Consider the following 23,814-nt stretch of genomic DNA (forward strand, 5'->3'; position numbering starts at 1 on the left):
CTTCGACGAACAGCCCGTCTCCGTCTGTTTTTGCTCCCAAAACGGTACATTCAAACAGCCCCTTGCGCCACATGGAGACATGGCAGACGAAGAATCGATACGGTTGAGCTGGATTCTGATTTACCTGCTCCTCGTGCTCGGTCTCGGATTGGCCGCCGTCATGGGCGTCGGCGGCGACATCATCGGGACCGCCGTACCTGTTTCGCTATAGACGGTCCTACATCGACTCGGGCGCAGCGACGCCCAGGACGGTGAGCGCGTTCGCCACCGTGTGTTTCGCAGCAGCCACCAGCGCGAGCCGTGCGTCTCTCACGTCGTCGTCCGCGTCGAGCACCGGACACTCCCGGTAGAACGCGTTGAACCGCTCGGCGAACTCCCGCGTGTACGTCGCCACGAGGTGGGGCTGGTGGTCCTCGGCCGATTCCTCGATGACCGCCGGGAACCGTGCGATGACCCGCAGGAGGTCTCGTTCGGCGTCCGTGTCGAGCGCGCCCACGTCGAGACTGTCCGCGTCGGGCACCTCGTAACCGGCCTCGCGCGCCTCACCGAGAATCCCGCACGTGCGCGCGTGGACGTACTGGACGTAGGGGGCGGACTGGGCCTCAAAGTCGAGGGCGCGGTCCCACTCGAACGTGATCGCTTTCGTCGGCTGTTTCGAGACGATGTCGTAGCGGACGGCGCCGATGCCAACCTGGTGGGCGATGCGCTCGACGTCGTCCTCGTCGAGTTCGTCGTTGCGGAGGCGGTCGTCGAGGCGGGTCTCGACCTCGTCCCGGGCCCGGTCGATGGCCTCGTCGAGCAGATCGTCGAGGTCGATACCGGTTCCCCGTCGCGTGCTCATCTTCCCCTCCGGGAGATTGACGTACGAGTAGAGCACCTGGTCGAGCTGACTGGTATCGTTGCCGAGCAGATCGAGGGTCGTTCGGAGCTGGTCGGCCTGGAGCTTGTGGTCCTCGCCGAGCACCGTCACCGCGCGGTCGAAGTTCTCGAACTTCCACTCGTGGTGGGCCAGGTCCCGCGTGGCGTAGAGGCTGGTCCCGTCAGAACGGAGAAAGACCAGGTTCTTGTCGATGTCCGGGAGGTCGAGTTGCCAGGCGTCCTCTTCGTAAACGGCCGCGTCGAGTTCTTTCAGGCGAGCGACCAGCTCGTCGGTCGCGCCGTCGCGGATGAACCGCGTCTCCTTGACGAACTCGTCGAACTCCGCAGGGAGGCGCCCGAGACACTCCTTCATCCCGGAGAGCACCTTGTCGACGACCTCGCTGACCCGTTCGTATGCCGCTTCGTCGCCCGATTCCAGTCCCTGCATGATCGACTGGATCTCGGCTTCGGCCGCCTCGACCTCGTCCTCGGGACCGTCTTCGAGGAACTCGTTGCCGACGCGGTAGTACCGGACCATGTCGTACTCGATTCGATCTCGTTCCGGTTCCGGCAGGTCCTCCTCGTCGAAGGTCTCGTAGGCCCAGGTGAACACGGCCATCTGGCGGCCGGCGTCGTTGACGTAGTAGTGGCGCTCGACGTCGTAGCCGGCGAAATCGAGGACGTTCGCGAGCGCGTCGCCGATGATCGGGTTGCGGGCGCGGCCGACGTGGACCGGTCCCGTGGGGTTGGCGCTCGTGTGCTCGACGACGACGCTGGTGTCCTTGGGATCGAGTCGGCCGTACTCTTCGTCCTGGGACGCGTCGAGCGTCCCCTGGAAGTAGGCCTCGCTGGGCAGGAAGTTGACGTACGGACCCTGGGTCTGGACGGCGCCGAGCGACTCGTAGTCGGCGGCGTCGATCTCGTCGGCGACGTCGGCAGCGACTTTCGGTGGCGGTGCGCCGACCTCGCCGGCCAGCCGGTAGGCGACGCTCGACGCGAGAACGGCGTCGACGTCCGCCGGTGGCTCCTCGATGCCGAGGTCGTCAGTCGGGAGGTCGAGCGACGAGAGCGCACTCGTGAGGGCGTCCTCGACCTCCGCACGTGCGGATAGGAACATACGCTCCTGTCTCGTTCGGGTAGATAAAGGGATAACGAACTGGTAGTGCGACGCCCGGCGTCGGGAGCCGACCACCGGATTCACGCCAATACACATGTTACCGTAGCCCCCGATAATTGTTATCACTGCTCGTGGCGAACGTCGGGTATGCTCGTCTCCATCTTCGAGTACCGGGAAGACGACGCGACCGAATCGGTCGAATCCCAGGGCAGCGTCGAGCCGGACAGAAGCCCGGCGGACTACTTCAGCGTGGACGATCTCGACGTCGACGAGGGATGGGAACGGATCGAGCAGGGCGAGCGGACGCTGTTACGGCGGGAGATCGACGTCAGCGAGGTGACGGCGATTTCAGTGCCCCGCAACGACGAACCGACCGAACCGGACGAAGTCGATACGGATCAGAACGACCTCCCCGGCAAGCCGATCATGCTTCGGAAGGAAGGCGAAGAGTACTTCCTGCAGAACGCAGCGGTCATCGAGGCCCAGGACCGGAACCCCTAGTCGAGGTTCTCGACCGGGTCGTCGTTCGCGAGCGCGCCGAGGCAGTCCTCGACGCGCTCGTGGACGCCGTCCGACCAGCACGGATACAGCCCGGTGAGTTCGCCGGCCCGACGGATCGTGATGGAAACGACCGGAAAGACGATGATGCGCTCGGTCGGCGGCCCCGACGAGAGCAACCCACCGACCGCTTTTCGCGACTCGAAGAACGGTTCGAGCTGGACCCCGGTCCGGGCGGCCGCACGCTCGAGCTCTGCGTACAGCGCGACTGCGTCGTCCCGGTCGGCTTCCGACACCGGCACGTTCACGCGCGCTCCCCACCGCTCGATGGTCAGGTCCTCGATCGTCCCCGTGGCTTCGAGCGACCGCAACCGGTCGAGGACCGCCTGCTGACGGCGCGCTGCGGCCCCCGTCGGTGACGCTCGGAGGTGTGCCGTGACTGCGAACGCGTCAGCCGACTCACCGTCGGTCATTTCCTCCTCACTCCGCGTGGTCGCGTCCGACTCCGAACTGTCCCTGGTTTCGACCTCCACCGCATTGGCAACCATACACAGACTTGCGTAACGCACAATAAAAGTCTTTACTACTAGCCAAACATTGTCTTCTTTGGCAAATCCAAAGCCATTCGTATTTATTTCCCGCAGTATAGTCCAAGTTTGTCGTTTCGATTTAGAGAGCGGTTGCCGACGGCCTGGACACCCGGATGCTTTTGCCCGCCGACGCACAACTGACGCCAACATGAGTGACTCGGAGTCCGGGGACGGGGGACCGAAACAGGTCTCGGACCCAAACTACCACAGCATCAACCACACAGCCGCCCAGACCTGCGGGTGGACCAAGAACGCGTTGAAGGGGGAAGGTCGCTGTTACAAAAACACGTTTTACGGAATTCAGTCACATCGCTGCATCCAGATGACGCCCGTCGTCAAGTGCAACGAGCGGTGCGTGTTCTGCTGGCGGGACCACGCGGGCCACGCCTACGAGATGGACGAGGTCGAGTGGGACGACCCCGCAGCCGTCGCGGACGCCAGTCTCGAACTCCAGACGAAGATCCTCTCTGGCTTCGGCGGGAACGAGGAAGTCCCCGAAGAGATGTTCGAGGAGGCCATGGAGCCGCGGCACGTGGCGATCTCCCTCGACGGCGAGCCGAGTCTCTACCCCTATCTGCCGGAACTCATCGAGGAGTTCCACGAGCGCGACATCACCACCTTCCTCGTCTCCAATGGAACGCGTCCCGAGGTGCTGGCCGAATGTGACCCCACGCAGTTGTACGTCAGCGTCGACGCCGCCGACCGGAAGACGTTCGACGAGACGGTCAAGGCGATGGAAGACGACGCCTGGGACCGGCTCGTCGACACGCTGGACGTGCTGGCCGCGAAAGACGAGACCCGGACGGTCCTGCGGACGACCTGCATCAAGGGCCTGAACATGGGCCGCCCCGAGTGGTTCGCGGCCATGTTCCAGCGGGCCGACCCGGACTTCGTCGAGTTGAAAGGGTACATGCACGTCGGCCACTCCCGGGGTCGGCTCGACCGCGATTCGATGCCGGAACACGAGGAGGTCGTCGAGTGGGCCGAGCAAGTCATGGCGGACATGCCGGAGTTCGACGTGTTGAAGCAGGTGCCCGCCTCGAACGTGGCGCTGCTCGCGAAAGAGCGCAACACGCTCGTCCCGAAACTCCAGAAGAACAGCGAGTTCTGGGAGTAGCGAGGTCGCCGACTGAGCGACGCGAAGGAGGCGACCTCGGAATGGCGAGCGGGGAACGAAGTGACCCGCGAGCGAAACGAGATCCGAGAGCGCGAATCCGTCTCACGCGACCGATCCCCAGCGAGTGAGAACGACCCCAGCCCTTATACGCCGTTGCCAACCAACTAGTGCTCAAGAAACGCCGTTTGCGTTTCTCCGCGTTCCACCCCTGGGACGCGTTCCACATTCGTTACGCTTATCCCCGAGAGTTACGAATGTGAGGACATGGCACAAGCGACGGGACGGTCCGTTGGATACGACGAACTCGCGACGCTGAAGCTGTTGGCCCTGGAGGGAGCCCTGGAGGGCCAGGAGAAGGTGTCGTGTTCGGCGCTGGCCGACGAGCTGTCGGCCTCGAACCAGACCGCCTCCCGACGGTTACAGGAACTCGACGACGCGAACTACGTCGAGCGCGAGATCGTCAGCGACGGGCAGTGGGTCACGATCACGCCCGAAGGCGAGTCTGCGCTGCGACGGGAGTACGCCGACTACCGCCGCATCTTCGAGCGCGACGCGAGCATCGAGCTGCACGGATTCGTGACGAGCGGCATGGGCGAGGGGCGCCACTACATCTCCCTGCCGGGCTACATGGAGCAGTTCATCGACAAGCTCGGCTACGAACCGTTCGCCGGCACGCTCAACGTCGACCTCACCGACGAGAGCGTCCGCGCCCGCGCCGGCGTGGCCGCGCTCGAACCCGTCCAGATCGAAGGCTGGGAGGACGACGAGCGAACCTACGGCCCGGCGTACTGTTATCCCGCGACCATTCAGTCCGACGACAGCATCTACGAGCCGGCCCACGTCATCGCGCCCGAGCGCACCCATCACGACGAGGACCAACTGGAGGTCATCGCCCCGGCGAAGCTCCGGGACGAACTCGGCCTCGAGGACGACGAGGAGATCAGCATCCATGTCAAGGAGCGATAACATGCACCAGACGTCGAGCACCGTCGACGCGGCGATCACTGCGTTCCGCGCCGGCCAGCCCGTGTTGATCCACGACGCCGCCGACCGCGAAGGGGAGACCGACCTGGTGTATCCCGCTGGCGGCGTGACCCCCGACGCCGTCGCCCGCCTGCGTAACGACGCCGGCGGCCTGATCTGCACGGCGCTCTCCCACGAGGTCGCCGAGACGCTCGAACTTCCCTTCCTCCAGGAGACCATCGACCACCCCCTGGCGGCCGATCACGACCTGGACTACGACGAGCGCTCCTCGTTCTCGCTGACGGTCAACCACCGGGACACCTTCACCGGCATCACCGACGAGGACCGCGCCCTGACCATCACGGAGCTCGCCTCGGTCGCAGCCGATCCCGACGTCGAGACCTTCGCCGAGGAGTTCCGCGCACCGGGCCACGTCCACTTGCTGAAGGCCGCACCGAACCTCCTCGCGGACCGCATGGGCCACACGGAACTGGGCATCGCGCTCGCGGACGCTGCCGACCAGGCGCCCGCCGTCGTGGTCTGTGAAATGCTCGACGACGAAACCGGCAAAGCGCTCCCGCCCGCGGCCGCCCAGGCCTACGGCGAGCGCAACGACATCCCCTACGTCGAAGGCCGCGACCTCGTCGAGCGACTGTCGTAGCCGATTTTTCCGTTTTCGGTAACTGCACCGGTAGTAGCGACGGGTTTTGAGCGACATCGACGCTCGGACGGATTCGGTCCGAAAATTTCGATAAACCACATTTCGCGATATAGAATGTGGTGCGCATCGCCGAAGAAAGCCACAGGGAGAACGGCAGAAACAGCACACAGCGCGTCGCTACGCCGGAAAAGCACTAGCTCGGTGCGGTCGCGAGTCAGGGCGACGACGCACCGGCGAACGCCCGAACCTCGCTCGCGACTCGCTCGGGGTCCGAGAAGATGCCGACGTGGCCGACGCCGTCGAGTTCGACGAGCCAACTGTCGGATAGTGCGTCCTGGAGGGCGTGAACGCCATCGCGGAGGTGGGCTGGGCCGTGCTCGCCCGTCAGCAGCAGCGTCGGAGCAGGTATCGAGAGGTCGTCGGCGAGGGCGTACTGCTCGACGGCGCGATTCTCCCGCACGATCGTCTCGACGATGGTCGCAGCCTGGGCGACCGGCAACTGCTCGACGTCCTCGACGCCGCTACCCGCCCGGAAGAACAGTTCCACCGCCCGTTCGCGCTCGCCTGCGTCGACGAGGTCCTGCATCCGGGTGGCCAGATCAGCTCCAGTCCGGTGTTCACCGACCAGGAGCGACGGTTCGTACAGGATCACCCGGTCGACGTCGACGCGCTGGGCCGCTTCGAGCGCACAGAGGCCCCCGAAGGAGTGGCCGAACAGCGTCGGCTCGCCGTCGACGGCCTCGACGACTGCCCGGACGTCGGCCACCTCCCTGTCGAGGTCGTAGGCGTCGGCGTCGCCGCTGTCGCCCCGACCCCGTCGGTCCATGCAGACGAGGCTGAACTCGTCTGCGAGGTGCGGGACGAGCGCGCCCCAGCTTTGCCGACTTCCGGAGCCGCCGTGAACGAGGACGATCGGGTGGCCATTCCCGTGCTGTTCGTACGCGATACTGGTCCCATCGGTTGACGTGACGGTTTGCATGGAACGAGAGATCGGCGAGCGACACGGGTAGGCCGTTCTCTAACCTGTAAAGCCGTTTATATACCCGACAGGTGCGACGACCTCCTCGATCAGGTGCGCGTGGGCGCGTCGGAGCCGCTCGGACAGCGCCGGCGCGGAGATGCCGATTTCGTCCGCGACGGCGTCGAGCGACGTCGTTCTGGGGATGTCGAAGTACCCCATCTCGTAGGCAGTGAGTAGCGCCTCGCGCTGACGGTCCGTCAGCCCGGTCGGCGGGTTCCCGTTGGCGTCGGACTCCGTGAGGCGAAACAGCGAGAACGAGGCGTTCTCGCGCCAGAATGCACTGTAGTCGAGGAACGCGTCCCGATCCGCGAACCACCGTTGCTGGACCCAGCCGTCGGGTTGAACGGAGATCTGCTCGACGACGGACCTGTTCGTCGCCAGCGCCTGCAGCCGGGGGAAGTCGTCGACCCTGTCGTCGAGCTGGTCCGCCATACTGGCCGTCGGGAGGACCTGATACTGCCGCGTGTCGCCGTCCCGGGTGAGACGGGCGTACTCGTCGACGAAGGGAGTGGTCTCGAACTCTCGTTCCAGCGCCCGGAACGACTCCCCCGTTGCGCGAACGAAAAACGGCGGTGGCGCCCCCTGGTTCGGCTGGCCCACCCTGAGTTCGAGGGTCATCGCGGGCACGGCTGCCGCCACGTCGACGAGTGGCAGGTGCTGGAAACCGATCTTGTACTCGGCGAGGAGCCCCATGTCACGCCGTTCGCGTCGGTCCAGAAATACGTACAGGAAACGGCGCGACCGGCAACGGCCCCGCAGCGACGGACTGAATAGGCCACCGACCCCCGTGTTCGGGGCCGAGAAACACCGAGCGGCCGGATTCAAGGTACTCAGGAGCACCGGCGTCGTCGCTCGACACCAGCATTCTATATCGCGAAATACAGTTTATCGGCGCTGCAGCAGGAATCGGTGCATGCAGCAGAAAAGACAGCCCAGAACGGTCTCACGGCTGTTCTCGCCGTTTCGGTGTCACAGAGAGACGTTTCGGAGGCGCTGGATGAACGGAAGCGGATCGTCCAGCCGGAGGTAGTCGAACGCCGGCAACCGGTAGCTCGAGCCGAGAATCGACGCGAGCGTGCCGGCGAGCGACGGCCGTTCGACGTGCGGCGAGGAGTCCTGGACGATACTCAAGAGGTGGCCCAGTTCACCGACGAGGAAGTGGCTCCCCGCGCCGACCTCGTACTGGCAGTCGATGCGATCGGACTGGCCGGTCACCTGCAGCCAGTAGTAGTAGGGGAACTCCGCGCCGGCGTGGACGGCCGCGGGCAGGGACTGCCACAGCCGCGGGTTGACCTCCGCGAACTTGAACTCGCCCGTCTCGGCGTCGCGGAGATACTCGATACAGGCCAGACCGTGCCAGTTCAACTCGTCGAGGAGCGCTCGACTGACCGCGCGGAGTTCCGGGATGTCGACGGCTTTGCGGAAGACGCCGCCGCCGCCGGTGTAGGAGTCGCCGCGGATCTGGCGGTGCTGGAAGCTGGCGACCGGCTCGCCGTGGTCGCACAGCGCCCCGACCATGTACTCGTCGCTCGCGTGGACGTACTCCTGGACGATCGGATCGTGGCCCATCTCGTCGCGAACGGCGGCCGCGTCGATCGAGTCACCGGAACGGAGGTGGCGCACGTCTTTCACCACGTCGCAGTCTCGTTCCGTGTACTCCGGGAGGTAGGCGTCCGCGAGCACGTTGTATCGCGCCTTGACGATGGCGTCGTCCCCCAGGTCGTCGACCGCGGCGAGTGGGCGAGTCTCCGGCACGGGAACGTCGGCCGCAGCGGCGATCTCGGCCAGTCGGAGCCGGTCGTGGACAGTGCGGAGTCGCTCGAACGACGGCACGGCGAGCGACACGTACTGCTCGAACCGGGCGCGGTACTTCGAGAGGAGATAGGCGTCGTGCTGCCGGACGGGGAGGATAGTCCGCACGTCGGGGCGGGCCGCCACCCCGAGGAGCGCGTCGCGATAGGCGAGAAGGTCAGTGGTGGGCGCGGGAACAGTGACGGCCTCGTCGCAGTACCGGGACGCCGCCGCCGGATCGGCGTCGTGTTCCGAGACGACCACCGGCGAGAGGTCGTGACGGGCGAGCGACCGAACACAGGCGTACGCAGCCGCGTCGTTTCGCGACGGGACGACGACTCGCTCTCCGCGGGACATTCGCCACACAGTCTCACGAACGGCCCCTTTAGTATGAACTGCGTATCGCTATACAGAATCCGCTACCACGCGAGAGGAGCCACAGTCGTCCACCGGCGGTCCGCAGTCGCTCGGGCTCGAAAGCGTCCCTTACAGGGGCACGTTGGGACCGAAGTGCCACTATCGGCCGGCTACTGGCGATCCGGGACGGGGTTCCGCTGGCCAGTGCAAAGGGGAACGTTCGCGGGGTCGAGACCCGGGTACGGAAACTGTTAAGGCCGGATTGCGCCAACAGACCTTCATATGGGCTTCGACGAAATGGACGTCGATCTGATCTGGCAGGATGGAGAGTTCGTCGACTGGGAGGACGCGCAGGTCCACGTCCTCACACACGGACTCCACTACGGAACCGGCGTGTTCGAGGGGGTCCGGTGTTACGACACGGAGAACGGCCCGGCGATCTTCCGCTGGGAGGAACACCTCGAACGCTTCTACCAGTCGGGCAAACCGTACGACATCGAGATTCCGTTCGACCGCAAGGAACTCACGGAGGCGACGGAGGAACTCATCCGGCGACAGGACCTGGAGTCCTGTTACATCCGGCCGGTCGCCTTCTACGGCTACGACATGCTCGGACTCAACCCCGAGGAGTGTCCCGTCGAGGTGGCCATCGCCGTCTGGCCGTGGGGCGCGTACCTCGGCGAGGAAGCGCTCGAAGAGGGCGTCGACGTCGCCGTCTCCTCGTGGCGCAAGTACGCCTCCAGCCAGATCCCGACCAACTCCAAGACGACCGGGGCGTACGTCAACAGCGTCCTCGGGTCGCTGGAGGCGAAGGGCAACGGCTACACCGAAGCGATCTTCCTCAACAAGGAGGGCAACGTCGCGGAAGGGCCTGGCGAGAACATCTTCCTGGTGCGCGACGGCGAGATCTACACGCCCGGACTGGCCGAGTCGATCCTCGAAGGGATCACGCGCGACAGCGTCATCACGGTCGCCGAGGACCTCGGCTACACCGTCCACGACGGTGCGACCATCTCGCGCAGCGAGCTCTACACTGCCGACGAGCTGTTCTTCACCGGGACGGCCGCCGAGGTGACCCCGATCCGGAGCGTCGACGACAACGAGATCGGCGCAGGAACGAAGGGGCCGGTGACCGACGAGATTCAGGAGCGGTTCTTCGACGTCATCAACCGCCGCACCGACGACTACGAAGACTGGTTCCGCTACGTCTGATCGCGGAGTCCCAGCGTCACCGATTCTGGATGAGCCGCTCGACGGAGTCCATGATGCCGGTCTGTCCGAGCGCCCGGTCGAGCGTGTTGCTGAGCCGGGTTTGCTTGAAGTAGCTGCCAAAGGCGAGGAACGTCGGCGGCCAGAGCCCGACGAACAGTCCCATCTCCCGGTTCCCGCGGACGAAAAACTCGTACCAGGACAGCAACACCGATGCGACCGCCGCGACGATGTACGGGTCAGTGCTCGACCGCTGTGCGACTTCGACCGCCGCTTCTTCCTGTTGGGTTCGCGTCGCCATACACCGTTGCTAGCGCCAGGACGACCTTAGTTAGAAACCGCGTTGTTCGGCCGGCCCGAGGAGTGCTGTGACGCGGCGCGAGTAGGGCTATCGTATGTCGAATGTGACACTGTGAGCCGGGAGTCAGCGTCCGGGAGTGCTGGAGCGGCGAGCGGGGCGGCGAGCGGGGCAGTAAGCCCGGAGAAAAGGTGTCAGTCGTCGCCGTCGCGGGAGTTGGCGGACGCGTTCCCGTCGGCGCTCGTGGGAACGGATTCGTCGTCGGCCTCGCCGTCGACGTACTCCTCGGTGACGGCGATCGGGATGCCGTTGTCGCGGGACTCCCCGAAGCCGGCACTGAGAATGCGTGTCAGCGCGTCCTCGACGCCCTCGTCGGTTTCCTCGTAGCGGTCGGACTCGACTTCGATGACGTACCCGGTGGTGATGTTCGGGGAGGTCGGGAGAAAGAGGACGTCGCGGCCGTCCTGGGTCTTCTTGCCGGTCTTGAACGCGGTCATGCGGAGTCCGTCCCACACTTCGAGTTTGACCGGCGTCTGGAGTTCTTCCGTGCCGGAGACGGCGGTTTCGACGGCCATCTTCGAGGCGTTGTACACCACCCGGAGGCCCGGCAGGCGGTTCATCAGGTTGTCGATCACCTCCTCGAAAATGTCACCGAAGGCGGTCCGACTGAGATAGCCGATGGAGAGTACCAGCAGGAAGAACACGACGAGGGTCAGCGTGACCTTCAGCGGACCCTGCAGTATCGGGTCGTTGTTTTCGATGGGGACCGGTACCGCCGCGAGTTGGTTGTAGATGATCGCGACGATGTAGGCGGTCACGATCAGCGGGAGGAGCACGATCAACCCACTCGCGATGTCCCGTTTCCAGGTAGCCATTGAACTGGCAGGGGTTTCCCACTGCTCCCCCTACTAGTTGACGATTGCCCGAAGGGCGAACGTAAGGTTCGCCCTACGTTCCGCCACTCGGCGATAGAAGTACGATAGCCACTTCGACCCGTACGGTACGTACTGCCAGACGTCGTACGCGTCGGCGAGGTCGGTCTGGGCGTCCTCGCGCACGCCCATGAGCATCTGGATCTCGAAGGCCGTGCCGTGCTCGGCGTGGAGGTCTCTGGCCAGCTCGATCATCGCCGGGTCGTGACTGCCGACCGCGATCCCGGCATCGAACTCGCGGAACATGGTCGCCAGCCGGTCGCGGTACGCCTGGTCGACGCGCTCGCGGCCCTGGTAGGCGATGGCAGCGGGTTCGTCGTAGGCCCCCTTGACGAGGCGGACCTTCCCTGGCAACGGTGCCAGCCGCTCGACGTCTGCGGCCGTCCGTTCGAGGTTCGCCTGAACGCAGACGCCGACGCCACCGTCGTGTGCGCGCGTCTCGGCCTCGAAGGCGTCCAGGGTCGCGTCGGTCGTCGTGTGATCCTCCATGTCGAGCCAGACGAACACGTCCGCGGCCGCGGCCCGCTCCGTGATCCGTGCCAGGTTCTCCCGGAACGCCGCCTCGGAGACGTCCAGCCCGATCTGGGAGGGTTTGATCGAGACGCAGGCACGCAGGTCGGTCGCAGCGACGTCGTCGATCAGCCGGCAGTACGTGTCCGCGTCCGCGTCGGCCGGCGGGCGTTCGTCGTAGTGCTCGCCGAGGAGGTTCAGGATGGTGCCGACCGATCGCTCGTCCAGTCGGCGCGCGTGCTCCAGGGCGGTGGCCTCGTGCTCCCCGGCCACGAACCGACGCGCTATCGGCGGGATCATGGTGGCAAGTATTGCCCACCAGCTAATCAGTTTCCGGGTCGAACGGCCTGAACCACCGCGATTAAGGGTGCTGACAGCGAGTTACCAGGTAGCAATGGATATCGTGGCGGTGCTCGTGACGGCCTTCTGGGCGATGCTCCCAGCGTACGTGCCGAACAACGCGGCCGTGCTCACGGGCGGGGGACCACCGATCGACGGGGGACGAACGTGGAACGGGGAGCGCATCCTCGGAGACGGGAAGACCTGGCGCGGAACCGGCGGCGGCATCGCGGCCGGGGCGATCCTCGCGCTCCTGCTGAACGCCGTCCACCCGACGCTCCAGGACGTGCTCGCGGTTCAGTTGCCGGCGCCGTTCCCCCCAGCGGTGGTGCTGGCGCTCCCGACCGGCGCGTTGCTCGGTGACATCACCGCCTCGTTCCTGAAACGCCGGACCGGACGCGAACGCGGCGCGGCGTTCCCGGGACTCGATCAGCTCGATTTCGTCGTGATGGCGCTGGTCCTGACTGCCGTCGCCGATTGGGGCTGGTTCACCGCGACGTTCACGCCAGAAGTGCTGGCGACGGTGTTGCTCATCACGCCGCTGTTGCACGTCAGCACGAACGTCATCGCCTACAAGCTCTCGCTGAAGAGCGAACCCTGGTAGTCAGGCTTTCTCGAGGGTCAGCCGGACGACCGAGTCGTCGCCGTCGTCCTCGAAGGCCACGCTCCCGCCGGACCGCCGCGCGATCAGCACGACCAGCCACAGGCCGACGCCGCTGGAGTGGTGCAGCGGCGTTTCCTCTCCCTGGTCGAAGACGGAGAGTTCGCCCTCGGGAATCCCCGGGCCGTCGTCGCGCACCTCCACGGTGACCGTCTCCTCGTCACAGGACGCCGAGAGCCGGACTTCCGGGACCTCGTCGTCGTGGCCGCCTGACGGCGCTGAAGCCCGTGACTGGGCGGTCTCACAGCCGTGCTCGACGGCGTCCCCGGGAGCCTGCGAGCGGGGGCTCGTGGAGCCGTGCTCCACGGCGTTCTCGACGAGGTTCGCGAGCGCGACGGGGAGCGTGGGCAGAGCACGGACCCGGCAGTCGTCGACGGACGGCCGCTGTACCGTGAACGACGTCCCGCTCCTGCGGACCGTCTCGACCGCTTCGTCGATCGCGCTGTCGAGGTCGTGGACCACGCGCTCCCTGTCACCGGTCAGGACCCGCTCGATGGTCGCGGCTTTCTGGCTGCGGGTCGCGATGTCGTCGCTCTTGTCCCGGATCTGTCCCGCCAGGGCCGCCGGGTCGCCAGTCGTCTGCTGGGCGATCTCCTCGGCGTACCCCATGACGACGGCGACGTCGTTGCGGATGTTGTGTCGAAGGACGCGGCTGAGAACCTGCTTCAGCAGGTCCAGTTCCTGCTCGCGCTCTTTGAGTTCGGTGACGTCCCTGAGGACGACGACCCGGCCGTCGACGAGATCGCTGGCGGAACTGACGGGGGAGATCTGCAGATGGAAGTGGCGCGTCTCGCCGTCGTGCTCGAACTCGATGTCGGTGTCGACGTCGCTCGCTTCCCCGCACTCCGCAACGATGGCCGGGTAGTCCGCGAAGAACTCCCGGCCGGACGTGCCGATGGCCGCTCGCTCGGTGGTCCCGAACAGCGCGAGCGCGGCCTCGTTGACGTCGACGACTCGGTCGTCCTCGTCGATGGTAATGACGGCGTCCTGCATCTGAGCGAGCACCGTCTTCCGGGCGATCGGTAGGAGTTCCAGCAGCCGGTACCGGAACAGCGCCCACGCGAACAGGATCGTGGTGAGCAGGAACGCGAGCGGCGTCAGGTCCAGGTCCGGATACGGCGAGAAACCGGCCACGAAGAAAATGTTCGCGACGAACGGAATCACCGCGCCCGCGACGAGGATACCGGTCTGTGTCCGGCGAATCCCCTGGGCGTTGCGATAGTCGTCGACGAACAGCGCGAGGCCGGCGACGACGAGACAGTAGGAAAACAGCGTCTGGACGTAGAACCACGCCCCGAACTCGGCGTGGAACACCCCCAGTCGATCGACGTGCCACGAGGTGTACACGAACTCCGGTACGGCCCAGATGACGAACTGGCTGCAAAACGGAAAGACGAACAGCACGAGCCAGGGCGACCGAAGCGACAGCCGCCGCCGACGGACGTACTCCAGGGCGAGCAGGAACCAGGTGATCGTGACGACGTCGGTGAAGAAGTAGCGGAGGTTCACCGCCGCGAGCGTCACCTGCGTGCCGTCGGCGACGAGACTGTACCCGTAGGTACTGGACCAGCCGGCGATGCCCAAGACGAACACGGAGAACCACCGAGCGCCCGGCTTCTCACTGTTCTGCCAGGCGACGTACGTCATCAGCACGGCTGGGACGATGGTCAGCACGAGCGCCACCCCCAGCACGTCGACAGCCAGTACCATGGTGTTCGGTAGCAGACACGTTACAATTGTAGGAATAAAAAGGTATACCGCGGGAACGGGCGAGCGGCGGCGAACTGGTGGGCTTTTCACCACGGACGCCAGAGGGGGAGACATGAACTCTCGCGGCACGACGCTCCGGTTGGCCACCCGGGGCTCGGACCTCGCACTCCGGCAGGCGGCCACGGTCAAGTCGGCCCTCGAAGACCGCCGCCAGACGGTCGAACTCGTCGAGGTCGAGACGACCGGCGACCAGATTCAGGACGAACTCATCCATCGCCTGGGGAAGACGGGCGCGTTCGTTCGCAGCCTCGACGAGCAGGTGCTGGACGGCGACCTGGACGCCGCCGTCCACTCGATGAAAGACATGCCCACCGAACAGCCCGACGACCTCGTCGTCGCGGGCGTTCCGGAACGCGAGGCCGCCGAGGACGTGCTGGTGACCCCCGACGGCACGGATCTGGCCGACCTGCCCGAGGGCGCGACCGTCGGCACGTCGAGTCTCCGCCGCCAGGCCCAGTTGCTGGCCGAGCGGCCGGACCTCGACGTCCAGCCGCTCCGCGGGAACGTCGACACGCGCATCGAGAAGCTGCTCGCCCCCAGTCTCCAGGCCGAGCACGAACAGCGGCTCGACGACGAGGAGGGCGGCTTCGACAGCAGCGACGAGGAGCCCGTCGAGTTCGATCAGGAGTGGTTCGACAGCCTCGCGGAGATCGAACGACGGGCGATGGAGCGGGAGGTCGAGGTCGAGTACGACGCCATCGTCCTCGCGCGCGCCGGCCTGGAGCGGACCGGCTTGATTCACCACGTCGAGTTCCAGGCGCTCCCGCGGACGCAGTTCGTGCCCGCGCCCGGACAGGGCGCGCTGGCCGTGACTGCGCTGGACGGCGACACCGCCGAGATGATCCGAGGACGGCTCGACCACCCGCCGGCCCGGGTCGCCACCAGCGTCGAGCGGATCGTGCTCGACGAACTCGGCGGCGGCTGCGTCGCCCCGATCGGCGTCAACGCCGTCGTCCAGGGTGCCGTCGTCCACGTGAACGTCCGCGTCCTCAGCCGCGACGGGAGCGAGGAGGTCAGCGCCAGCCGGGACCTCCCGGTCGACCGCCATCCGACGGCGGCCCGCGACCTCGCCGTCGAGTTGCGCGAGCAGGGTGCGGCCGACCTCATCGAGCAGGCCCGCCGGAAAGAACCGGACGAAGCGAAACGGGAGGAATAATGGCCAGGGGGGAGAAGCGACGCCAATCATGACTGACGACGCCGACATCGCCGACGGGAAGGTCTACCTCGTGGGGAGCGGTCCCGGCGACCCTGACCTCCTGACGGTGAAGGCAAAGCGCATTCTCGAGGACGCAGACGTCGTCCTCCACGACAAACTCCCCGGCCCCGACATCCTTGGGATGATCCCCGAGGAGAAACGCGAGGACGTGGGCAAGCGCGCCCGCGGTGAGCGCACCTCCCAGCAGTACACGAACGAGCGGATGACGGACCTTGCCCACGAAGGCAAGACGGTAGCGCGGCTGAAAGGCGGCGATCCGTTCGTGTTCGGCCGCGGCGGCGAGGAGATGGTGTACCTGGCCAAACACGGCGTCCCGTTCGAGGTCGTGCCGGGCATCACGTCGGCCATCGCCGGCCCCGGCGTCGCGGGGATTCCGGTCACCCACCGGAACCACGCCTCGTCCGTGTCGTTCGTCACTGGCCACGAGGACCCCACGAAGGAGAAGTCGGCCGTCGACTGGGAGGCGCTGGCGGCCACCGGCGGCACCATCGTCGTGCTGATGGGCGTCGGGAAGCTCCCGGACTACACGCAGGCGCTGCGTGACGCCGGAATGGACCCCAAGACGCCGGTCGCGCTGGTCGAACGCGGGACCTGGACCGACCAGCAGGTGGTCACGGGGACCCTCGACACAATCGTCGAGGCGCGCGACGAGGCCGGCATCGAGCCGCCCGCCGTCACCGTCATCGGCGACGTCGCGGCCGAGCGCCAGAACGTGCTCGCTTTCCTCGAAAACGACCGAATGGAGGATCAGTCGTGACCCTCTCGGTCGCGCTCTTTCGCCCGGACGACGACCGACTGGCCGACGCCGTCGACCTCGTCGAATCGCTGGACGCGACGCCCGTTCCAGACCCGATGCTCGCGGTCGACCCCACCGGACGAATCGCCCGAACGGACGCCGACTACACGATCCTCACCAGCAAGACCGGTGCGGAGCTGGTCAGCGACGCCGGCTGGCAGCCCGCCGACACGACGCTGTGTGCCATCGGCGAAGGGACCGCGGACGCCCTCGAAGCTGAAGGGTACGGCGTCGACCTGATTCCCGAGGAGTTCACCTCTGCCGGCCTCGTTTCTGCCCTCGAAGGAAAGTGCGAGGGAGAGCGCGTCGAGGTCGCTCGCAGCGACCACGGGAGCGCCGTGCTGACCGACGGCCTGAACGACGCCGGTGCGTTCGTCCACGAGACGGTGCTGTACCGGCTCACGCGGCCGGAGGACGCCGGCGACTCAGCCGCGCGGGCCGCAGCGAACGACCTGAGCGTCGCGCTGTTTACGTCCTCGCTCACGGTCCGGAACTTCCTCGACGCCGCGGCCGAGCGGGGGGTTCGCGACGACGCCATCGCCGGCCTGAACGAGTCGGCGATCGTCGGCGCCATCGGCGAGCCGACCCGCGAGACCGCCGAAGGGCTCGGCATCGACGTGGACGTGGTCCCCGACCGCGCGGACTTCGAGGCGTTCGCCCGCGAGGCCATCGAGATCGCGTCGTCCCAGAAATAGAACCTCCGTCGGCACATTTTGCGGCGGTCAGCCGAACCCACGATCGCGTCGCTGCGTGCACGCTATCGCCGTGGCGCAGTCGAGTCCGTCTGTCGCGTCGGCGACAGTCGCCGCACGCTCGAACGTTATCCCCGGAGTGAAGCCCGTGAGCCGGCCGAACGGCAGATCTCGGCGTCTCGGAGACGGCGCGGGGCAACCAGAGGTTTAAACCAGAGACCGCGATAGCAAACGCATGATGGCCGGACCAGTGCCAGCCCTCGACGATCGCGCCGCGGCGTGTGCCGATCACCTCAGGGCAGCCGATTCCGTGTTGCTCGCCTCGCACATCGACGCAGACGGGTTGACCAGCGCCGCCATCGCGGCGACGGCGCTCGAACGCGCCGGAATTCCGTTCGAGGTCGTGTTCAAGAAACAGCTCGACCCGACCGAGATCGCGTCGATCGCCGCCCGCGAGTACGACACGGTCCTCTTTACGGACTTCGGGAGCGGCCAGCTCGACGCCATTAGCGAACACGAGGCCGCCGGCGACTTCATCCCCGTCATCGCCGACCACCACCAGCCGGCCGACGCGGACACGGCGTTCCACCTCAATCCCCTGCTAGAGGGTATCGACGGCGCCTCGGAGCTCTCCGGCGCGGGCGCGAGCTACGTCCTCGCTCGGGCACTCGAACCCGCGGACGCCGACAACCGCGATCTGGCGGCGCTGGCGATCGTCGGTGCCGTCGGCGACATGCAGGCAGTCGAGGGAGAACTGGTCGGCACGAACGAGAAGATCGTCGAGGAAGGCGTCGCGGCGGGCGTCGTCACAGAGGGGACGGACCTCTCGCTGTACGGGAAACAGACGCGGCCGCTCCCCAAACTCCTCGAGTACGCCAGCGAGATCGGGATTCCAGGCATCTCGAACGACGAGGCCGGGTCGATCAAGTTCCTCGACGGCCTCGGGCTCGACCTGAAGGACAACGGCGAGTGGCGGCGCTGGGTCGACCTAACCGACGACGAGCGCCAGACCGTCGCCAGTTCGCTGGTCCAGCGCGCGGTCAAGCGCGGCGTCCCGGCGGACAAGATCGACGGGCTGGTCGGGACGACCTACACCCTGACGGCCGAACCCGAGGGGACGGAACTCCGGGACGCAAGCGAGTTCTCGACCTTGCTGAACGCGACGGCCCGCTACGAGCGCGCGGACGTGGGCCTGGCAGTGTGTCTCGGCGACCGCGAGGCCGGGCTCGAGCGGGCGCGGCGACTCCTGCAGAACCACCGGCGGAACCTCTCGGAGGGGCTCGAATGGGTCAAAGAACAGGGCGTCACCCGCGAGGACAACCTCCAGTGGTTCGACGCCGGCGACGCCGTCCGGGAGACGATCGTGGGCATCGTGGCCGGGATGGCCGTCGGCGTGGACGGGGTCGACCCGGACGTGCCGATCATCGCCTTCGCTCGGAAGAACGACGAGGAGACGAAGGTATCGGCCCGCGGGACCGGCCGTCTGGTCGGGAAGGGACTGGACCTCTCGGTCGTGATGGGCGAGGCCAGTGCCGCGGTCGACGGCGGCGGTGGCGGCCACAACGTCGCCGCCGGCGCGACCATCCCCGCGGGTCGCGAGCAGGAGTTCATCGAGCACGCCGACGGCATCGTCGGCGAGCAACTCGGCTGAGACGCTGCTTCAGCGGGTCTGACGCAGTCCAGGCAGAAGCTTCGCCGCCCTCGATCGCCCCCATTTGATATAGCGGTATCGCGTTTAGCGCCGACGCGTCGGCGGACCGGGTCGAGACGCAAAAAAGAGCGGTAGCCGTCAGCAACTCGCCGAAATCGGACAGACGGCGGTTCAGAGCGGTGGCCCCCGCAGGAGGAGTAGCGCGCTGACACCGACGAGCAGGGCAGCCAGGACGTTCTCGGTGCGCCAGGCGACCAGGACGACCACGCCGGCCGCGAGCCACGTCGGTGGGCCGGCTGTTACGACCGACGGCGCGAGAATGGAGACGACGACCGCCCCTGGGAGCGCCTCTAACCCTGCCTCGGCCCGTGCCGAGAGGTCCACGCGCCCGAGCAGCCACAGCCCGCCGGCTTTCGTCAGGTACGTCACGCTGGCCATCGCGAGGATGACCCCCACGGTCACCGGGTCGAGAAGGTCACTCATACCGGACCACCACCACGAGCGCGCCCACGAGTCCGCCACAGAGGATGTACCAGCGGCCCGGGAGCACTCGATTCGTTGCCACCGCGACGGCGCCGGCAGCCACCCAGGGCGCCAGCGACGATCGGCCGTCCCAGAGTTCGACCGCGATCGTGAGGAAGACGGCCGTGAGGGCGAAGTCCAGGCCGTACCGCGCGGGGTCGTCGATCACGCTGCCGGCAGTCGCGCCGACGACGGTCGCGACCACCCAGAACGACCAGATGGCGAGGCCGCTCCCCAGGAGGAACGCGCCCTGGCGGCTGCCCGACTGCAGTTCACCCATGGTGAGCGCCCAGTTCTCGTCGGCCGTGAAGAACACGCTCCCGTAGGCCTGCCGGGGCGAGAGCGACTGGAACCACGGCCGCAGCGCGGCCCCCATCAGGACGTACCGGAGGTTCACGACCAGCGTCGTGACGACCACGGCCGCGACGGGCACCGGATCGGCCCACAGCTCCATCGCGACGAGCTGGGCCGCCCCGGCCAGGACCGTCGCACTCATCAGCGTCGCTTCGGCCACGCTGAGGCCGGCGTCGCGGGCCAACACCCCGAAGACGACGCCGTAGCCGGCGACGCCCAGCGCGACCGGTACGCACTGCAGGTAGCCGTCTCGGATGCCGGCCCACGAGAATCGGACCGACTGGTCGTCCCCCGCCGGGCGCTCCGACGGGTCGCGAACGTCCGTACTCACGACTGGTCACCTCGCGAGCGCCAGTCTCGGCACACAATCGACATCGAGACAGCTAGAGCGGTGCCAGACCTGTAAGTACTCGGAGAAGCAGATTTCTCCTTCGGCGCGGAAACGTCGGCCCCAGCTCAGTCAGGTCGATCGCCGAGCAGTTCGGGATCAGTCAGAACAGTCCGAACGATTCCACGGCCAGCCTCGGTCAGGGCGTACCCGTCCTCGCCCTGTTCGAGGAACTCACCGCGCAACTGGCGGACGTGATAGTTGAACTGGCCCTTGTCGTCGACGTCCGTGGCGTTCCGGAGCGTCGAGTACGCTACGGGCGTGTCTGCACGCGCGAGCGCGAGGAGGATTTCGAGACGGGTCGCGTCCGAGAGCGCCGCGAACGTCTCCGAGACCGGTTCGAGCGGTGCCGACTGCAGCGACTGCCCGGCGAGGGCGTCGGCAGGCGCTGACTCCCACGTCCAGTCGGGAATCGCCATACCAGCAGTTGCGCGTCACCGTGCAAAACAGTTCTGGACGCTGCGACGCTGGAGCTGGAGAGCGAACGCCCCGACCGGCCGAAATCGAACGCCAGCCGCCCACTCGAGCGCGGACTGGCAGAACAGAGTTAGGCAGCACGGCAGGATTCTGTATAGCGCCCAGCAGTTTACTGAGAACGGTGGCAGCTACGAGTCGACAGCCAGAATCGGCGGTCTCAGTGCGCTTTCGACGTCGTATCGAGAGACGAGGGGATCAACAGCGTCGAGCCAGGCACCGCCTATTCCGTGGTTGTTGTGAACGAAGCTCATGGTCGAATCCGACCGACGCGGGCCGGTAGCCGTCGTCACGGTCGACCGCCCGGACCGACGGAACGCGATCGACAGGGAGACGGCGCTCGCGCTCAGAAAGGCCTGGAAGCGCTTCGACGACGAAGAGGCCGCGGTCGCCGTCCTCACGGGCGCGAACGGTACCTTCTCGGCCGGGGCAGACCTGAAGGCGATGGATCTGACAGACGACCCCGAGGGTTACCACGGTTTTTCCCGGATGGAGGTCTCGAAACCCACCATCGCGGCGATCGAAGGCCACTGCGTGGCCGGCGGCATCGAGCTGGTGCTGTGGTGTGACCTCCGGGTGGCGAGCGAAACGGCCGAGTTCGGCTGTTTCGAGCCGCGGTTCGGCGTCCCGCTGGTCGACGGGGGCACCCAGCGCTCCCCCGGGTCGTGGGCCTCGGGCGTGCGCTGGAACTGATTTTGACCGGGCGCGCGCTGGACGCCGAGACCGCCGAGGAGTGGGGACTGGGCAACCGCGTCACCGAGGAGGGCGACGCTCTCGACGCAGCCGTCGAGATGGGGGAGCAGATCGCCTCGTTCCCGCAGGAGACCGTCCGAACCGACCGCGCCGCGGTGTACGACGGCCTCAGCGAACCGCTCGACCAGGGACTGAAGATCGAAGCCTGGCACGGCTCGCGGGCGCTCGACACCGCACGGGAGGGTGCAGATCGCTTCGCTGGCGGCGAGGGTCGCAGTGGCGAGGGCATCGAAGAGCGCGAATCGTAGGCTTCGGCCTTTCTTGCGGCCACAGACGGCAGTCAGGAGAGATCGGGGAGAATTAGCCAATGAATCGCATGTCGCGATATAGAATTGCATGGTCGGCGCGAGCGGAGGCACGGCGCTCGGGCGGGACCCCAAAGAGATCGAAGTCACGGGTCGCAGCCGCACCGTCGGAGCGGTCCCGCTCGGAGAGCACACCGACCCAAATCACGCCAGCGAGCAAAGGCTGCCGTGAGGCGATCTCGCGAGAGAAGCGCTGGCAACGGACGCTCGTCCGCTGCCGTTCGGTGTCGGAGATACGGATACGCGGCCAGTGGGAGGAGCACAGCGCCGTAGATGCCGGCGACGAGGACCGCGATCTGCAGCGGATGGCCGGCTGGGATCAGAATCAACCCGAGCGCGACGGCGATCCAGAGGGCGAGCCCTTGCAGTACAGCTCGTCGCCACTGCCGGCCACGCGCGGCAGGCGGTCTGCCCCGTGACTCGGCGGTGTCGTCCCGTCGGGAAGTGCAATCGAGCACCGGCGTCGCTCAGGATTAGACCTGCCCGGTCGGCCGGATCATGAGTTCGTTGACGCTCACGTGCTCGGGTTGGGTGGTCGCGTACACGATCGCACGAGCGATGTCCTCGGGGTCGAGCGATTCAGTGTACAGTTCACTGAGTTGTTCGAGAACCTGTTCGTCGGGGACGTGGCTCGCGAGTTCGGTATCGACCGCACCGGGTTCGATGATCGTCGTGCGGACGTTCTGGGTCGTGACCTCCTGTCGAAGGGCGTCGGTAAAGGCGTTGACGCCGAACTTCGTCGCGTTGTACCCGCTCGCGTTCGCCATGGTCTTGCGACCGGCGACCGAGGAGACGTTGACGATGTGACCGCCGTCCTGGTCCTGCATGATCGGCAGCACGGCGTGGGTGAGGTCCATCAGCCCGAGGAGGTTGACCTCGACCATCTGGCGGAGGTTCGAGCGGTCGGCGCGTTCGAGCGGTTCCAGCAGCATCACGCCGGCGTTGTTCACGAGAACGTCGATGCGACCGAACTCGTCGGTGACCGTCTCGACCAGCGAGTCGACGTCGTCCTCGTCGGTGACGTCGGTCGGGACGACGAGCGTCTCGCCGCCCGCTGACTCGATCCGGTCGGCGAGCGCTTCGAGTTCGTCGACGCGACGGGCCGCGAGGACCACAGTCGCGCCTTCTTCGGCGAGGGCTTCGGCGGTCGCCTCCCCGATCCCGGAAGACGCGCCGGTCACGATCGCGACCGAGTCGGCGAGTGGTGCTGCGTTCCGCTCGTCGCTCGTCGAATCAGCTGTCTCTGACATCACTCGTCAGTACTGGCGTCGAAGAGGAGAGTTGCATGCTAGCCTGTAAGCGTGTTTAAGTAGGGCTCCGGACCGAGGGTCTGGCTGATGAGTTGGTGTTCGGCGCGCCGGAGGAGGTCGGACGCGGACGCAGCGGAGATGCCGAGTTCGTCGGCGAGGTCCTCGGTCGACGTGCGCCGCGGTGAGTCGTAGTAGCCGCTCGAAAGCGCGAGCGAGAGCGCCGTGTACTGCCGGTCAGTGAGTCCGAACTGGGCACGTTCGTCGGGGTTGTCGGGGTCCGAGGCGATGTTCAGTAACTCCAGTGGCAGGTCGTTGACGGCGCACCGCTCGCGGAACATGTTGAACGCGTCGTAGTCGGCGAACACCTTCCGCTCTCGCCAGCCGTCGCCGGTGACCGTCGCGTCCATGAGCGCGCCCTCGAACTGCTCCGGGTCGCAGGCGTCGAACGGTAACGCGTCGCTATCGACGAACACCTGGTAGAACCAGCCGTCTCCTGTTTTCCCGATGGTCGTCGAATCGCAGACCTCGGGTTGGCCGTGGAGTTCGCGGTCGAACGCCGCACGCGACCCGTCGGCGACGCTCACCATGAACAGGTCCCGATCGTCGTCGTCGAGCGGCACCGAGTGCGAGAGCGAGATTTCCCCGCTCGGAAGCGACCGCGCGAGGTCGGCGAGCGGCAGCGTCCGATCTGCGAGCAGGATCTCTGCGACGATAGCCATAC

At 66.6% G+C, this 23,814-nt stretch carries 25 protein-coding genes and 1 pseudogene; 12 read left to right on the top strand and 14 right to left on the bottom strand.

Going from position 1 to position 23,814, the window contains the following annotated elements; genetic code table 11:
- Window positions 1–79: 79 nt before the first annotated feature.
- A complete protein-coding gene (locus tag ACFR9U_RS04940; protein ID WP_282594342.1) occupies window positions 80–211 on the top strand; it encodes a hypothetical protein in 132 nt (43 codons plus the stop codon).
- A gap of 6 nt (window positions 212–217) precedes the next feature.
- On the opposite strand, the gene argS is transcribed toward ACFR9U_RS04940, so the two are convergent.
- Window positions 218–1,975, bottom strand: coding sequence for an arginine--tRNA ligase (argS, locus tag ACFR9U_RS04945; protein ID WP_247380042.1), 1,758 nt, complete (start codon window positions 1,973–1,975; stop codon window positions 218–220).
- Window positions 1,976–2,122: 147 nt separating this feature from the next.
- Here argS and ACFR9U_RS04950 point away from each other — a divergent pair, with 147 nt between their 5' ends.
- Window positions 2,123–2,476, top strand: a complete 354-nt coding sequence (locus tag ACFR9U_RS04950; protein WP_247380040.1) for a hypothetical protein — start codon at window positions 2,123–2,125, stop codon at window positions 2,474–2,476.
- Here ACFR9U_RS04950 and ACFR9U_RS04955 read toward each other — a convergent pair.
- Window positions 2,473–3,021: an HTH domain-containing protein gene (locus tag ACFR9U_RS04955; RefSeq protein WP_247380037.1), complete on the bottom strand. Its 549-nt coding sequence runs from the start codon at window positions 3,019–3,021 to the stop codon at window positions 2,473–2,475. The genes ACFR9U_RS04950 and ACFR9U_RS04955 overlap by 4 nt on opposite strands.
- A 190-nt stretch (window positions 3,022–3,211) precedes the next feature.
- On the opposite strand from ACFR9U_RS04955, the gene twy1 reads away from it, so the two are divergent.
- The 3 genes from twy1 (at window position 3,212) to ribB (ending at window position 5,804) form a co-directional block, all read left to right on the top strand.
- On the top strand, window positions 3,212–4,180 hold the full coding sequence (gene twy1, locus ACFR9U_RS04960; RefSeq protein ID WP_247380034.1) for a 4-demethylwyosine synthase TYW1: 969 nt from the start codon (window positions 3,212–3,214) through the stop codon (window positions 4,178–4,180).
- Between the two features lie 264 nt (window positions 4,181–4,444).
- Window positions 4,445–5,146: a CTP-dependent riboflavin kinase gene (locus ACFR9U_RS04965; RefSeq protein WP_247380029.1), complete on the top strand. Its 702-nt coding sequence runs from the start codon at window positions 4,445–4,447 to the stop codon at window positions 5,144–5,146.
- Window positions 5,130–5,804, top strand: coding sequence for a 3,4-dihydroxy-2-butanone-4-phosphate synthase (gene ribB, locus ACFR9U_RS04970; protein ID WP_247380026.1), 675 nt, complete (start codon window positions 5,130–5,132; stop codon window positions 5,802–5,804). Before ACFR9U_RS04965 ends, ribB begins: the two co-directional genes overlap by 17 nt.
- A gap of 214 nt (window positions 5,805–6,018) precedes the next feature.
- Here ribB and ACFR9U_RS04975 read toward each other — a convergent pair whose 3' ends face one another.
- From ACFR9U_RS04975 to ACFR9U_RS04985, 3 genes are all read right to left on the bottom strand, one after another.
- Window positions 6,019–6,783, bottom strand: coding sequence for an alpha/beta fold hydrolase (locus ACFR9U_RS04975; protein WP_247380022.1), 765 nt, complete (start codon window positions 6,781–6,783; stop codon window positions 6,019–6,021).
- 39 nt (window positions 6,784–6,822) lie between these two features.
- Entirely contained in the window at window positions 6,823–7,518 is a 696-nt protein-coding gene (locus tag ACFR9U_RS04980) for a helix-turn-helix domain-containing protein (protein ID WP_247380020.1), read from the bottom strand.
- A gap of 276 nt (window positions 7,519–7,794) precedes the next feature.
- Window positions 7,795–8,973: a carboxylate--amine ligase gene (locus ACFR9U_RS04985; protein WP_247380017.1), complete on the bottom strand. Its 1,179-nt coding sequence runs from the start codon at window positions 8,971–8,973 to the stop codon at window positions 7,795–7,797.
- A 282-nt stretch (window positions 8,974–9,255) separates the two neighbouring features.
- Between ACFR9U_RS04985 and ACFR9U_RS04990 the strand changes: the two genes are divergently transcribed.
- Entirely contained in the window at window positions 9,256–10,185 is a 930-nt protein-coding gene (locus ACFR9U_RS04990; protein WP_247380015.1) for a branched-chain amino acid transaminase, read from the top strand.
- A gap of 16 nt (window positions 10,186–10,201) precedes the next feature.
- On the opposite strand, the gene ACFR9U_RS04995 is transcribed toward ACFR9U_RS04990, so the two are convergent.
- From ACFR9U_RS04995 to ACFR9U_RS05005, 3 genes are all read right to left on the bottom strand, one after another.
- Window positions 10,202–10,483 (bottom strand): VHS/ENTH/ANTH domain-containing protein, encoded by a 282-nt coding sequence (locus ACFR9U_RS04995; protein ID WP_247380013.1) that lies wholly within the window; start codon window positions 10,481–10,483, stop codon window positions 10,202–10,204.
- A 191-nt stretch (window positions 10,484–10,674) separates the two neighbouring features.
- Complete coding sequence (locus tag ACFR9U_RS05000; protein ID WP_247380011.1) at window positions 10,675–11,355, bottom strand: DUF502 domain-containing protein; 681 nt, start codon at window positions 11,353–11,355, stop codon at window positions 10,675–10,677.
- Window positions 11,356–11,388: 33 nt separating this feature from the next.
- A complete protein-coding gene (locus ACFR9U_RS05005; RefSeq protein WP_247380009.1) occupies window positions 11,389–12,222 on the bottom strand; it encodes a proline dehydrogenase family protein in 834 nt (277 codons plus the stop codon).
- 94 nt (window positions 12,223–12,316) lie between these two features.
- Here ACFR9U_RS05005 and ACFR9U_RS05010 point away from each other — a divergent pair, with 94 nt between their 5' ends.
- Window positions 12,317–12,865 (top strand): CDP-2,3-bis-(O-geranylgeranyl)-sn-glycerol synthase, encoded by a 549-nt coding sequence (locus ACFR9U_RS05010; RefSeq protein WP_247380007.1) that lies wholly within the window; start codon window positions 12,317–12,319, stop codon window positions 12,863–12,865.
- Here the strand turns inward: ACFR9U_RS05010 and ACFR9U_RS05015 are convergent, their stop codons facing one another.
- Window positions 12,866–14,632 carry a histidine kinase N-terminal 7TM domain-containing protein gene (locus ACFR9U_RS05015; RefSeq protein WP_247380005.1) on the bottom strand — a complete coding sequence of 589 codons (1,767 nt, stop codon included), beginning with the start codon at window positions 14,630–14,632 and terminating at the stop codon, window positions 12,866–12,868.
- Window positions 14,633–14,744: 112 nt separating this feature from the next.
- On the opposite strand from ACFR9U_RS05015, the gene hemC reads away from it, so the two are divergent.
- The 4 genes from hemC (at window position 14,745) to ACFR9U_RS05035 (ending at window position 19,047) form a co-directional block, all read left to right on the top strand.
- Window positions 14,745–15,848 (top strand): hydroxymethylbilane synthase, encoded by a 1,104-nt coding sequence (hemC, locus tag ACFR9U_RS05020; protein WP_247380002.1) that lies wholly within the window; start codon window positions 14,745–14,747, stop codon window positions 15,846–15,848.
- 28 nt (window positions 15,849–15,876) lie between these two features.
- Window positions 15,877–16,665, top strand: coding sequence for a uroporphyrinogen-III C-methyltransferase (gene cobA, locus ACFR9U_RS05025; RefSeq protein ID WP_247379999.1), 789 nt, complete (start codon window positions 15,877–15,879; stop codon window positions 16,663–16,665).
- Complete coding sequence (locus ACFR9U_RS05030; RefSeq protein ID WP_247379996.1) at window positions 16,662–17,399, top strand: uroporphyrinogen-III synthase; 738 nt, start codon at window positions 16,662–16,664, stop codon at window positions 17,397–17,399. Before cobA ends, ACFR9U_RS05030 begins: the two co-directional genes overlap by 4 nt.
- A 235-nt stretch (window positions 17,400–17,634) precedes the next feature.
- Window positions 17,635–19,047 carry a single-stranded-DNA-specific exonuclease RecJ gene (locus ACFR9U_RS05035; RefSeq protein WP_247380120.1) on the top strand — a complete coding sequence of 471 codons (1,413 nt, stop codon included), beginning with the start codon at window positions 17,635–17,637 and terminating at the stop codon, window positions 19,045–19,047.
- Between the two features lie 171 nt (window positions 19,048–19,218).
- Here the strand turns inward: ACFR9U_RS05035 and ACFR9U_RS05040 are convergent, their stop codons facing one another.
- From ACFR9U_RS05040 to ACFR9U_RS05050, 3 genes are all read right to left on the bottom strand, one after another.
- A complete protein-coding gene (locus ACFR9U_RS05040; RefSeq protein WP_247379994.1) occupies window positions 19,219–19,530 on the bottom strand; it encodes an AzlD family protein in 312 nt (103 codons plus the stop codon).
- A complete protein-coding gene (locus ACFR9U_RS05045) occupies window positions 19,523–20,254 on the bottom strand; it encodes an AzlC family ABC transporter permease (RefSeq protein ID WP_247379991.1) in 732 nt (243 codons plus the stop codon). The genes ACFR9U_RS05040 and ACFR9U_RS05045 overlap by 8 nt, the downstream gene beginning before the upstream one ends.
- Window positions 20,255–20,379: 125 nt before the next feature.
- On the bottom strand, window positions 20,380–20,730 hold the full coding sequence (locus tag ACFR9U_RS05050) for a winged helix-turn-helix domain-containing protein (RefSeq protein WP_247379989.1): 351 nt from the start codon (window positions 20,728–20,730) through the stop codon (window positions 20,380–20,382).
- Between the two features lie 307 nt (window positions 20,731–21,037).
- Here ACFR9U_RS05050 and ACFR9U_RS05055 point away from each other — a divergent pair.
- Window positions 21,038–21,786, top strand: a pseudogene (locus tag ACFR9U_RS05055) (crotonase/enoyl-CoA hydratase family protein).
- 530 nt (window positions 21,787–22,316) lie between these two features.
- On the opposite strand, the gene ACFR9U_RS05060 reads toward ACFR9U_RS05055, so the two are convergent.
- Both ACFR9U_RS05060 and ACFR9U_RS05065 read right to left on the bottom strand, forming a co-directional pair.
- Window positions 22,317–23,093 (bottom strand): SDR family NAD(P)-dependent oxidoreductase, encoded by a 777-nt coding sequence (locus ACFR9U_RS05060; RefSeq protein ID WP_247379982.1) that lies wholly within the window; start codon window positions 23,091–23,093, stop codon window positions 22,317–22,319.
- Window positions 23,094–23,131: 38 nt separating this feature from the next.
- Window positions 23,132–23,812: a helix-turn-helix domain-containing protein gene (locus tag ACFR9U_RS05065; protein WP_247379980.1), complete on the bottom strand. Its 681-nt coding sequence runs from the start codon at window positions 23,810–23,812 to the stop codon at window positions 23,132–23,134.
- Between the last annotated feature and the right edge of the window lie 2 nt (window positions 23,813–23,814).

It is taken from the genome of Halorientalis brevis, assembly GCF_042678165.1.
GTDB classification, from domain to species: Archaea; Halobacteriota; Halobacteria; order Halobacteriales; family Haloarculaceae; genus Halorientalis; species Halorientalis brevis.